Here is a 12,537-nt window from a genome sequence, read left to right on the forward strand (position 1 = left end):
CGGCCTTATCAGAGAGTACTTGCCTAAGGGTTGTGACTTTAGACAAGTCTCTGATGATGAGATGCAGGACATTGAGAACAAATTAAACAACAGACCAAGAAAACGATTAGGGTTTAAGACGCCTATGCAGGCGTTCTATAATATTAATTAGCGTTGCACTTGGTGTGTTAATCTAAGATAATTAAAAATGAATAATAACCATTTATTAAAGGCGGTTTTCCATGATTGAAATACCGCCTTGATAAATGAGTACTTAGATTTACGCCAATTATTTCAAAAACAGCTGATAGCCGATATTGTCATTGAGCATGGTACAGTTATAACCGATATCGAGCAGTGCATCTTGTAGTTGGCGAGAGTTACTCTCTGAGGCTTGTAATCCCACTAATACGCGACCTTCAGCAGCACCATGATTGCGATAATGGAACAAGGTAATATTGAAATCATCGCCCAATTTTTCTAAAAAAGTGAGCAATGCACCTGGACGTTCTGGAAAGACAATGCTCAGTAGCTGCTCGTTTTCGACATGGGCATGACCACCAATCAAGTGACGAATATGTGATTTAGCAACATCGTCATCGGTTAAATCATAGGCGTTATAACCATCAGCAGCCAACTGGTTGCTAATTGTTTGACGTTCTTTATCGCCTTCTTTTAAGGCAATACCGACAAATATTGCTGCCGGCTCCATAGAGTCTGGTGATTTTTTACTATCGGCACGATAATTAAATTCAGTGATATTACGTCCATGTAGGCGACGACAGAAGTTTAAGAATGCACCGGTTTGTTCAGGTATAGTTACTGCAAAAATAGCTTCTTTTTTCTCGCCAATTTCGGTACGTTCAGCGATATAGCGCAAGCGATCAAAGTTCATATTTGCACCGCAGACAATGCCGACACAGTTTTTATCTTTTATATTGTTTGTCTCAATGTATTTTTTCATACCAGCTACAGCCAATGCGCCTGCAGGCTCTACAATACTGCGGTTTTCTTCAAAAACATCTTTGACTGCAGCACAAACTTCATCATTGGTACAGGTGATGACATCAGGCTCAACAATGGGGCCTGAGTTGTCGCTTTTTTGTGTACGTACCACATCAAAAGGCAACTCGCCAATTTGGGCAACGGCTACGCCATCGACAAACAACCCCACTTGTTCAAGTTTGGTGCGTTCGCCTGATTCAAGAGCAGCTTTTAGGCAGGCAGATTGTTCGGCTTCTACAGCGATGACTTTGACATGTGGGGCCACCTCACCCAAAAAAGCGGCAACACCTGAGATAAGACCACCACCACCAACGGCGACGAAAACATAGTCCATATTACGCCACTGTTGCGTCAGCTCCATTCCAATGGTGCCTTGACCGGCTATGACCAACTCATCGTCGTAAGGTGGAATGAAGGTCAGCCCTTCCGTTTCGGCACGATGGATGGCATAGCGATTGGCCTGATCAAAGCTGTCTCCATGCAAATCGACATTACCACCTAATGCTTTAACAGCACTGACTTTAATGTCAGGTGTGGTAGTTGGCATCACGATAATATTATTAAGTGCAAGCTTACGAGCAGAGTAAGCAACGCCTTGTGCGTGGTTGCCTGCTGATGCACAAATAACACCGCGCGCTTTTTGTTCATCGCTCAATTGGCTAATACGGTTATAAGCACCGCGCAATTTGAAAGATTTGACTGGTTGTAAGTCTTCGCGTTTAAAACGAATATCATTGGCAAAACGTTGGGTCAGCTTGGGTGCCACTTCAAGAGGTGTTTGAATCGCAACGTCATAGACGGTGGCTTGCAAGATGGCTCGTACCCAATTTGACAACATAATTTTTCCTAATACAAAGTGTAGATGGATGAATATAAAAATGAAATAGATTATCCTATGCTGATTTTGGTTATCTTGCAAGACCCTATTGTAGTTTTTAAAGTGATTTAATACTCTGAATAATATTAAAAAAATATACGGCTAGGTTTGGATGAATATTTTGTGCAAAAAATATTGAATTATTTTAATATGTCTGTATTATTGGACATATGGAAACAACTAATGCTATTGCAAGCTTTGCTGCGCTCTCTCAAGATACTCGTCTAAAGGCTTTTAGGTTGCTCGTCAGCCAAGAGCCTGTTGGTCTACCTGCGGGTGAAATCGCCCGCCAATTATCTGTGCCACATAACACCATGTCAGCCCATCTATCAGTGCTGGCGCGAGCGGGATGGGTGGTTTCTCAACGACAAAGTCGGCAGATAATCTATCGTGCTTCACTATCACATATGGAGATGGTTATTCAGTTTCTATTGCAAGATTGTTGTGCAGGTCATCCAGAACTGTGTGCCTCACTAGTAGACAGTCTAAGAGGCTGTAGAGTTGTTAATAGTAATGACTCAAACCCTGAGTAAGCTAATAATTAAGACCCTAAGAAACACACTCAAAAAACATATTCAGACAATAAGTGAGATTGCTATGACACCATTAATTTTTCACAATCCAAAATGCGGGACTTCTCGTAACACATTGGCCATCATGAAAGCATCAGGTGAGCAGCCGGATATCGTGGAATATCTAGAAAATCCGCCGACTCGTGACTACTTAGTTGAACTATTGGAAAAAATGAATATTTCGCCAAGAGAACTATTACGTAGTAAAGAGCCTATTAATGATGAGCTTGGACTAGACAATCCTGACGTATCTGATGATCAAATTATTGATGCCATGATGGCGCACCCGATTTTAATCAATCGTCCTATCGTGCTGACCAATAAAGGTGCTGCTTTATGTCGCCCATCAGAGCGCGTGTTTGAGTTATTAGAGACTCCCGTCAGTAGCTTCACTAAAGAAGATGGGGAAGTGATTCACCATGGCAAATAACACAGCAGATTTAGATGTAGTCGATTTGGGTGACTTGCCGAATATTGATGCAAATAGTATACAGCCCATTGATATTGAGTCTTTGATTAGCGCACAGGATCCACGTCATCCACCTAAAATACTGGTGTTATATGGTTCTTTACGTCAGCGCTCATTTTCTAGATTAGCAAGCGAGGAAGCGAGTCGCTTATTGCGCTGGTATGGCTGCGAAGTGCGTACTTTTGATCCGACAGGCTTGCCATTGCCTGACGCCACTGATGCCGATCATCCTAAAGTAAAAGAGCTGAGAGAGCTAGCCCAGTGGTCAGAAGGAATGCTGTGGGTGAGTCCAGAGCGTCATGGCAGCATGACCAGTATTATGAAAGCACAAATTGATTGGATTCCACTATCATCCGGTAGTGTACGTCCGACCCAAGGTAAGACATTGGCGGTGATGCAAGTCAGTGGCGGCAGTCAGAGTTTCAACACAGTCAATCAGTTGCGTATTCTTGGTCGTTGGATGCGGATGATTACGATTCCTAACCAATCGTCTATTCCTAAAGCTTTTTTAGAGTTTAATGACGACGATCGTATGGATAAATCCCCTTTGTATTTGCGTCTCGTTGATGTCTGTGAGGAGTTAGTCAAATTCACTTGGCTCACCCGTGGACGCTCTGCCTATCTAACCGACCGTTACTCTGAACGGGTAGAAAGCGCTGAAGCGTTATCAAAACGTGTCAATCAAAAGTCTCTTTAATGTCTTATGTTAAATGGGCTAAAGACGGTCGGATCACATTCAGAACACATAAGGTTGCTCCATGTTTGCATTAACTATTTTTATAGTCACTCTGGTTCTGGTGATATGGCAGCCTAAAGGGTTGGGTATTGGATGGAGCGCGATGGGCGGCGCATTAGTTGCTTTGGCTTTTGGTGTCGTGCAGTTGTCCGATGTGGGTATTGTGTGGGACATCGTTTGGGATGCGACCTTTACTTTTGTGGCGCTTATTATTATTTCACTTATCTTAGATAAAGCGGGGTTTTTCGGTTGGGCAGCGCTACATGTGGCCCGACTTGGTAATGGGCAAGGGCGCTTATTATTTCCTATGATTGTCATATTAGGTGCGTTCATCTCAGCTTTCTTTGCTAACGACGGGGCTGCATTGCTCTTGACCCCGATTGTCATCGCCATTCTACTACGCCTTAAGTTTTCACCACCATCCGCTTTGGCTTTTATTATCGCGACTGGCTTTATTGCTGATACTGCGAGCCTGCCATTAGTGACGTCTAATCTAGTCAATATTGTCAGTGCCAATTATTTTGACATTGGCTTTGGTCGTTATGCAGCAGTCATGGTGCCGGTCAATATTGTTTCCGTTATTGCGACACTCGCTGTGTTATGGATTGCCTATGCGCGGCATATTCCAAAAAATTATTCTGTGGCTGAGCTGAGTGCACCAGCATCTGCGATTGAAGATCCGCTTGTCTTCAAAGCGGCCTTTCCTCTATTGACGTTACTACTCGTTGCTTACTTTACGACCGAATCATTAGGAATTGCAATTTCCTTGGTGACAGGAATCGCTGCGTTAATATTAATGGCAATTGCAGGTCGCTGGTGGCAAGGTGGTCGTGATGCGGTGGTTTCTGTGTCCGATGTCTTGCGAAAAGCGCCTTGGCAAATCGTATTGTTTTCAATCGGCATGTATTTGGTGGTTTATGGTTTGGGCAATGCAGGATTAACGGCCTATGGTGCCCAAGTCTTAAATTGGTTGGGGCAGCAAGGTGCGGTTATTGCAACGGTAGGAACTGGATTCCTATCTGCTATTGTAGCCTCTATTATGAATAATATGCCGTCTACCTTGGTTGGTGCACTGGCTATCGATAGTGCGCAAGTGCCTGATGCGACTCGTGAACTGATGATCTATGCGAACGTGATTGGTAATGACTTGGGACCGAAATTCACACCGATAGGTAGTCTTGCCACTTTATTGTGGCTTCATGTATTGGCAGAAAAAGACTATAAAATCAGTTGGGGACAATACATGAAAGTTGGGCTGATTATTACACCACCTGTGTTATTGGTCACACTACTGGCATTAGTATTATGGTTGCCTTATCTGTCTACCTTTTAAAGATTGAGTCGATCTCTTGCGATTAGCGTGGTCATTACGCTGTATTACGCTGACATCGATCAAACTCATCGGGTATAATGGCGGCGCATTTTACCTCTTTTATAATGATGATAGTCGGTTCAAGATAATTTGGATACAAGGTAGGCGAGTGAAAGTACTACAAGTGGTAGGCTAAGCGAGCCTGACGCCGTATCCGATTTATATAGGACTGACTGTCCGTTTATTTCCCAAGGATTTATGATGAGTGATCAGCAAGCACAAAAGCAAGCCGCAGCCAAAGCTGCTCTAAACTATGTCGAAGATGGCATGATACTTGGTGTAGGCACAGGTAGCACAGTCAATTGCTTAATTGAGTTATTACCGACAGTAAAGCTTGCTGGTGCGGTGGCAAGCTCACAGGTTACTGAAGACAAACTTCGTGCCCTTGGTATTGAAATCGTTGATTTAAACTTTGCTGGTACGCTTGATGTTTATATCGATGGTGCTGATGAAGTGAATGAGAATTTGCAGCTTATTAAAGGCGGTGGCGGCGCGCTTACTCGTGAAAAAATCGTGGCAGCAGCTTCTAATAAGTTTATATGCATGGTTGATGAGAGTAAAAGTGTTGAGATCTTGGGTCGTGCGTTTCCAGTACCTATTGAAGTCTTACCACAAGCGCGTTCTTATGTTGCACGGCAATTGGCTCAATTAGGTGGTGAACCAGTATACCGTGAAGGTTTTGTCACCGATTATGGTAACGTTATTTTAGACACCTATGACTTGGATGTCAGTAATCCGGTCGAGCTTGAAAAAGAGCTGAATAATATCGTGGGTGTGGTGTGTAATGGTATATTTTCTGCCAACCAAGCTGATGTTCTATTAAAGGCTAGTAGTAATGGGGTTGAGACTATTACTCGTTAATTGACGTCATAGTTTATCGCCTTTATCCTTATTTAAGGTGGTTGTTTGATAAGGTGGGTCATCTTCATCATCGGTCAAGGAATCGGTAAAAATAGTCTGTTTATGTTTAATCCGACTAAAGAATTTTTTATTGCTTTTAAATACAAAGATAGCACCGTGAAAATACCCCCAAAAAAATACGGGGAAAATAGCGTAAAGTACCAATTTACTTAAGTTCTTGAAACCAAGCGCACTAAGTAATATTGTGGTGAAAAACAAGATAAAAAATATCGCTAGGCTTTTATGTAGCATTTTTAGTCTGGTTTTACTCATAACGGCTCTTTGATGTTGTTAGCTTTTGATGTTTTTGCGCCATAAAAAAGGCAGGTTATTGAATAATCTGCCTTTTTATGTACTGTTCTAAGAATGATGCTGTATCAATAATTAAGACAACTTAATCTTATCTTTTAGCAAAAACTCCATCAATGCTTTTTGGGCATGTAAGCGGTTCTCTGCCTCATCCCATACCACTGAACGTGGATCATCTAGCATATCATGAGAGATTTCTTCACCACGATGGGCAGGCAAGCAATGCATAAACACCACTTCAGGATCAGCTTTATCCAACAGCGATGGTGTCACTTGATAAGGGGCGAAACGGCGGGCACGGGTGTTTTGTTCTGACTCTTGTCCCATGCTGGCCCATACATCTGTGACAATCAGATTTGAGTCTTTTGCTGCATCTTGTACGTTTTCTACCAAACTTACGCAGTGTGAGAAGCGTTCCATGAGTTTTGGATCTGGCTCAAAGCCATAAGGCGCTGCCACACGAAGCTCAAAACCAAACTGATTGGCCGCTTGCATAAATGATGAACACATATTGTTGCCATCACCAACCCACGTCACGATTTTGTTTTCGATACTGCCGCGATGCTCATAATAAGTCTGCATATCAGCCAGCAACTGGCAAGGATGAAACTCATCAGTTAGGGCATTGATAATAGGAACGCTAGAGTATTCAGCAAAGGTTTCAACATTTTCGTGACCAAAGGTACGAATCATGATGATATCAACCATGCTAGAGATCACACGGGCAGAATCTTCTAGCGGCTCACCACGCCCAAGCTGCGTGTCATTTGGCGACAAGAAGATAGCACTACCACCAAATTGGCCCATACCTGTTTCAAAAGAAATACGTGTACGAGTTGAAGATTTTTCAAAAATCATACCAAGTGTACGACCAACAAACGGCTGATATATCTCGCCAGCATGTTGCATCTTACGTAATTCGCTTGCGCGTTTGATAAGGGTTTCTAGTTCTTGTTTGGTTAAATCAGAGAGGGTCAAAAAATGGCGCAAACTCATAGTAATCCTAGCAGTCAATCGCAGTCAGTGAAACGTTATCAGTCTTCAATAGCATCGCGTCAGCGCGTATACTGGGGTGACAACAAACTTTTAGTATAGCGCAATTACTTCTAATGTAAACGCCCAATTTAGTTTGATTGTTTAGTCACTCCAGCAGGTGGCAAGTTCGCCGTTATATGTCGCATTTACATATTACAATAATAAATAATTATTATGCTTGTATACGCTTCGGACGTATGCTCAGGCGGCATAGTAGCTCATAGCTAATCGTACCCGCATGCGCAGCGACTTCATCAACGTGCGGTGCATCGCCCCATAGTATCACTTTGCTATCTAAAGCAATGTCTTCTGGCGCGTTACTGATATCAATCACAATCATGTCCATTGCGACACGTCCAAGTACTGCGCATTGATAACTCTGATTGCTGCTTGCCTCAATGACAGATACATAAGCATCCTCAGTGACGACACGTGGGTAGCCATCTCCGTAGCCAATACTGACTAGCGCTGTTCTCGTATCTTGCTGTGCTACCCAGCGACTACCATAGCCAATGGCATTATCTGCATGAACGGTTTGTAACGCGATAATTTGCGCGCTAAACTCCATCGCTGGCTGTAAATCTAATTCAGTGGGGCTTTTGTCAACGACCGGTGCACTACCGTATAAGATGATACCGGGACGTACCCAGTCATAATGGTATTGTGGAAAGTTGACGATACCTGCTGAATTGCACAATGAGCCTTTAATGTCGTTGCTAACGCTCTCTTTTAGAGTCATTAATACTTCTGTAAAACGCTGTATCTGCATCGCATTTAATGGATGAGCGCTATCATCGGCATTAGCAAAATGCGTAGTAAGGATAAGCCGGTATCCAGCTTCATGAAGCTGTTTAGCAGCAGCAATAACACCCTCAGCATCAAATCCTAGGCGGTTCATACCTGTATTGTATTTAATCCAAACCACTCTAGTCGCGCTACTAGCTGGTGGAATGTTTTCTAATGCCCACTGCAGTTGCGGTGCATGATGAATGACGCAGCTAATATCATGGTCAATGGCTTGCTGCCATTCATCGGCAGTAAAGGCACCTTCGATTAAACCAATGGTTTTATTCCAGCCTAACTGTCTTGCTTCGAGAGCTTCAGCTAAAGTGGCGACACCGATACCATCGGCTTGCTCTAGCGCTGGGAGAACGGCGGCGACGCCATGACCATAAGCATTGGATTTGACCATGGCCAGTACTTTAGAATGCGGTGCCAGTTTTTTAACTTGGTTGAGGTTATGAGTAATGGCTGCTGGTTTGATAGTGATAGTACGCATAATGGGCTTCTTTATTAGCAAAGTTATGAAGTGATAAAGCCAATGCTGCATCAAAAGGGCTGATGTGGCACTGGCTATGGTTATTAAGAGCTGTTTATTATCAAATGTTCAAGGTTGAGCAAGCATATAGTCAAGTCTATATAAACCAGCTACATCGTCATCCTCGCTAAGCATACTAATGTATAACTCACACTCGGTTTCCTTGTATCGAAATTATATCGAACTGACTATAGTCGGTGAAGCGGTTATTATTCGTCATTCTCAAAGCTGACGTTTTGATAGTATTCTGGCGTCAGGTTGATAAAGCGGGTAAATTGCCCTTCAAAGCCTAAGCGTATGGTACCAATAGGGCCGTTACGCTGTTTACCAATGATGATTTCAGCCACGCCTTTGTGATCTGAATTTTCATTATAAACCTCATCGCGATAGATGAACATAATCAAATCGGCATCCTGCTCAATTGCACCAGATTCACGCAAATCCGACATAATTGGGCGCTTATTAGGACGGTTCTCTAGACTACGGTTAAGCTGTGATAGCGCAATGACTGGGCACTCAAGCTCACGTGCTAAGGCTTTTAAGCTACGAGAAATTTCGGAAATTTCTCCAACGCGGTTACCATCTAGGCTCGGCACCTTCATCAGCTGTAGATAATCGACCACGATAGCACCTAGGCGACCATCATGGTTTTTGGCGATTCGGCGACAGCGTGAGCGCATCTCAGATGGAGGCAGAGCAGTACTATCATCGATATATAAGTGCTTAGATTGTAGGTGTTGAATGGCATTCATCATTTTTGCCCATTCATCTTCATTCATTTGTCCAGAGCGTAGGTGCGTCTGATTAATCGCACCCCATGAGGACAGTAGACGCATCACGATAGACTCAGCGGGCATTTCCATCGAAAATACCACGACGGGCAGGTCTTCGTTAAATAAAATGCCTTCTGCCAAGTTCATGGCAAACGTTGTTTTACCCATCGAAGGACGCGCGGCGACAATGATTAAATCTCCTGCTTGCAAACCCTGTGTTTTATTATTCAGCTCAGCAAAGGGTGTTTGTAAACCAATCATGCCGTCTGGATTTGATTTTAGCTCTTGAATCTTATCGATGACGTTGGTTAACACAGAAGTAATACCGACTGGTCCACGCTGCTCAGCACGTTTGTTATGTTGCTCATTGATACTGAATATTTTTCCCTCAACATTATCCAAAATATCACTGACGCTTTGGTCTTTTGGGTTATAAGCAAGTGCTAACATGTCATTGCCCGTGGTAATCAACTGGCGTAAGGTTGATAGCTCACGTACGCGCTGTGCATAAGCAGTGAGGTTAAATAAGGTAGCAGGACTTTGACTTAAAATATCAGCCAAGTAACTGTCACCACCTGCGCCTTTAAGTAGCTTTTGCGCTTCCAACCAGTCATGCACCATGACCGTGTCATAAGGCTCATTGACCGCTGCCAAATGAGCAATCGCATCAAAAATATATTGGTGTCGCCCAGCATAAAAGTCATCTTTGGTGACAATATCAGCAATTTTATCGTAAGCCTCTTCGATACTCATCAATGACGCCAGCAGCGCTTTTTCAATATCGATATTGTGCGGCGGTGTTTGATTGAGTAAGTCGTCGGTTTTTTCGGTATCTGCCATGAGCGCCTAATGTGTTAAAAGTCAATATAAAACAGGGAGTGAATAAATAAATAGCTACTTGGTATCAGTATTGGTCGTAATAGCGATGTTGAAAAACAAATGTGGCAGGCTTCTACGATAGAAGTACTAAAACAGGGTCTTATACTTGCCAGTAAATGCTACAATCAGATGCGAAAGTTTAACACATTATGCAATTTTTTTGGGCGCTATGAACAACTATTTCTGGAATAATTGATATTTTTGCGCTGAGAGATAGCTACTCAAATATGGTCGTAAGTGTTTGATTTTTTCATAAAAAATATAATAAAATCATGTATTTAAAATAAATGTAAAGGTGTCGTTATTATGCAAGACAAGCTACCATTATTAATCACAACAGGTGAGCCTGCGGGCATTGGTATGGATGTCGTGCTGTTATTAGCAGCAGAGGGTAAGTTACAAGATTTTGACCGTCCAATTTGGGTAACTGCGGATAGCACTGCCATGAAAGTGCGTGCAGAGAATCTCGTAATGGCAGGCGCATTAAAAAACTGTCCATCATGGCAGACAGTAGACGCAAATATAGACGCAGATGATTTCTTAGAGCAGATGTCACCGAATACGACCCATAGTGACAGTGCTTTTATTTTGCTTCATACACCTTGTGCAGCACCAGTTATCTCTGGGCAAATCAATATTAGCAATTCAGCAATGGTGGCCAAACAACTGGATATGGCGCATAAGCTTGCAACAAACAAAACTGTGGCTGCTATTGTCACCGGTCCACTGCAAAAGTCAGCGTTGATAGATGCTGATATCAAGTTATTGGATGGCACCATGTTTAGCGGTCATACTGAGTTTTTTATGCAGCAAAGTGGCTGCGAGAAAGTGGTCATGATGCTTGCAAACGAAGCAATGAAAGTCGCGCTGGTCACCACACATTTACCACTAAAAGATATCCCTGCTGCAATCACATCTGACAATGTACGCCAAACGGTGCAGATTGTCATTGATGAGATGAAAGCAAAATTTGGCTTAACGCATCCGCGTATCTTAGTATGCGGCCTCAATCCACATGCGGGCGAGGGCGGCCATTTAGGTGTTGAGGAGATTGATATTATCAATCCAGTATTGCAAGAATTCATCGATGCAGGCGTAGACATATCAGAGGCGATGCCAGCGGATACGTTATTTACCCCAAGACATCTAGCAAAATGCGATGCAGTGATTGCTATGTATCATGACCAAGGGTTGCCAGTGCTCAAATCACACGGCTTTGGTGATACGGTTAATTTGACTTTAGGATTGCCTTATATTCGTACCTCTGTTGATCACGGTACAGCACTTGATTTGGCAGGGCGAGGAGGTGCGAGTGCTACTAGCTTATACCAAGCGCTACTCATGGCAAATGAGATGGCTAATAAGTCACTTATCGATATACCTATTACATAAGTCAGTAACTTAACAAGATTTTTTACGCAGTATTGGATAACGTTACCGTCAGTAGGTCCTATTTATGCACCATTAAGTAGGACCTAATGTAGGTGGTTTATTCATGGGTTTGAAGAGTGAAATAGTTGGTTACGCTGAGGTATACCTTAATAAATGACTTCGAAAAATCATCCTATTTTCACACTTGGTCCATATTTGTACTGCTCGTCCATAGCAAGCATTTTCTGCACTACTTCGAAATCATCTATTCCAGAAAAAACATATCTTTCTGATTGTGCGACTTGCAAACTATTTAAATGTTTTAGCTTCTCATCTTGTATAAGGTACGAGGTACCATCTTCAAAGCTTTTTGCCATTTCTATACATGAATTTAGGTTTTTCACCGCTTGTAAAAACTCAGTCTCAGTTTGATTTGCCTTATCTAGAACCAACTTCTTTTGAGATGCATTTAATTGATTGAAAACGTCTAATATTTTAGGTCGACTTGATATCTCCGCTGCTTGTTGGGCTTTCAACTTAGAAATCGAAGGACAAATTAAACCTAATGTAATAGTAGATGATAGTGGAATATAAATCTCTATGCCTTCAAGGGTAATGCCTAAGTTGCCATATAGCCCCATATTAATACTGTTGTATAGTGTGACTGGATTATCAGATATGAAAAATGGGTTTTCTTTCGTTGTCTCAAAAAGTATCCAGGATTTTTTTAAAAGAATTGATATTACTTCTGCTTGGCTTACTATTCCATCGAGAAAAACATTTTTACGATCGCTGGACCCTTCCGCTCCAAATCCAGTTTCTACTTTCTCACCCGAAGGATTCATTTGTGTGAGACGTGCATCAAGAGTGCTAGCAATACGCTCTATTTGAACCGCCCCGGTATTGTCGGAGACTCAACATTCTGAGAGAATACGACAATGA

At 42.5% G+C, this 12,537-nt stretch carries 12 protein-coding genes and 1 pseudogene; 7 read left to right on the forward strand and 6 right to left on the reverse strand.

What is annotated here, in order from left to right; all coding sequences use genetic code 11:
- Positions 1-151 (forward strand): annotated as a pseudogene (locus EI164_RS17055) (IS30 family transposase); the annotation flags it as partial.
- A 117-nt stretch (positions 152-268) separates the two neighbouring features.
- On the opposite strand, the gene ilvA reads toward EI164_RS17055, so the two are convergent.
- Positions 269-1,822: a threonine ammonia-lyase, biosynthetic gene (gene ilvA, locus EI164_RS10535; RefSeq protein ID WP_192519920.1), complete on the reverse strand. Its 1,554-nt coding sequence runs from the start codon at positions 1,820-1,822 to the stop codon at positions 269-271.
- 209 nt (positions 1,823-2,031) lie between these two features.
- On the opposite strand from ilvA, the gene EI164_RS10540 reads away from it, so the two are divergent.
- The 5 genes from EI164_RS10540 to rpiA all read left to right on the forward strand — a co-directional run bounded on the left by EI164_RS10540 (position 2,032) and on the right by rpiA (position 5,871).
- Entirely contained in the window at positions 2,032-2,394 is a 363-nt protein-coding gene (locus EI164_RS10540; RefSeq protein ID WP_192519921.1) for an ArsR/SmtB family transcription factor, read from the forward strand.
- A 64-nt stretch (positions 2,395-2,458) separates the two neighbouring features.
- Positions 2,459-2,863 carry an arsenate reductase (glutaredoxin) gene (gene arsC / locus EI164_RS10545; RefSeq protein WP_192519922.1) on the forward strand — a complete coding sequence of 135 codons (405 nt, stop codon included), beginning with the start codon at positions 2,459-2,461 and terminating at the stop codon, positions 2,861-2,863.
- Positions 2,853-3,599: an arsenical resistance protein ArsH gene (gene arsH / locus EI164_RS10550; protein WP_192519923.1), complete on the forward strand. Its 747-nt coding sequence runs from the start codon at positions 2,853-2,855 to the stop codon at positions 3,597-3,599. The genes arsC and arsH overlap by 11 nt, the downstream gene beginning before the upstream one ends.
- Positions 3,600-3,660: 61 nt before the next feature.
- Positions 3,661-4,971 (forward strand): arsenic transporter, encoded by a 1,311-nt coding sequence (locus EI164_RS10555; protein ID WP_192519924.1) that lies wholly within the window; start codon positions 3,661-3,663, stop codon positions 4,969-4,971.
- A gap of 240 nt (positions 4,972-5,211) precedes the next feature.
- On the forward strand, positions 5,212-5,871 hold the full coding sequence (rpiA, locus tag EI164_RS10560; protein ID WP_192519925.1) for a ribose-5-phosphate isomerase RpiA: 660 nt from the start codon (positions 5,212-5,214) through the stop codon (positions 5,869-5,871).
- Between the two features lie 6 nt (positions 5,872-5,877).
- On the opposite strand, the gene EI164_RS10565 is transcribed toward rpiA, so the two are convergent.
- From EI164_RS10565 to dnaB, 4 genes are all read right to left on the reverse strand, one after another.
- Positions 5,878-6,183 carry a hypothetical protein gene (locus tag EI164_RS10565; RefSeq protein WP_192519926.1) on the reverse strand — a complete coding sequence of 102 codons (306 nt, stop codon included), beginning with the start codon at positions 6,181-6,183 and terminating at the stop codon, positions 5,878-5,880.
- Positions 6,184-6,294: 111 nt separating this feature from the next.
- Entirely contained in the window at positions 6,295-7,215 is a 921-nt protein-coding gene (gene argF / locus EI164_RS10570; RefSeq protein ID WP_192519927.1) for an ornithine carbamoyltransferase, read from the reverse strand.
- Between the two features lie 211 nt (positions 7,216-7,426).
- A complete protein-coding gene (gene alr / locus EI164_RS10575) occupies positions 7,427-8,533 on the reverse strand; it encodes an alanine racemase (RefSeq protein WP_192519928.1) in 1,107 nt (368 codons plus the stop codon).
- Positions 8,534-8,781: 248 nt separating this feature from the next.
- Complete coding sequence (gene dnaB / locus EI164_RS10580) at positions 8,782-10,185, reverse strand: replicative DNA helicase (protein WP_192519929.1); 1,404 nt, start codon at positions 10,183-10,185, stop codon at positions 8,782-8,784.
- A 345-nt stretch (positions 10,186-10,530) separates the two neighbouring features.
- Here dnaB and pdxA point away from each other — a divergent pair, with 345 nt between their 5' ends.
- Complete coding sequence (gene pdxA / locus EI164_RS10585) at positions 10,531-11,616, forward strand: 4-hydroxythreonine-4-phosphate dehydrogenase PdxA (RefSeq protein ID WP_192519930.1); 1,086 nt, start codon at positions 10,531-10,533, stop codon at positions 11,614-11,616.
- 167 nt (positions 11,617-11,783) lie between these two features.
- On the opposite strand, the gene EI164_RS10590 is transcribed toward pdxA, so the two are convergent.
- On the reverse strand, positions 11,784-12,440 hold the full coding sequence (locus tag EI164_RS10590) for a DUF4238 domain-containing protein (RefSeq protein ID WP_192519931.1): 657 nt from the start codon (positions 12,438-12,440) through the stop codon (positions 11,784-11,786).
- Positions 12,441-12,537 lie beyond the last annotated feature (97 nt).

Origin of the sequence: Psychrobacter sp. FME13, assembly GCF_014861395.1 — a bacterium.
Lineage (GTDB): Bacteria > Pseudomonadota > Gammaproteobacteria > Pseudomonadales > Moraxellaceae > Psychrobacter.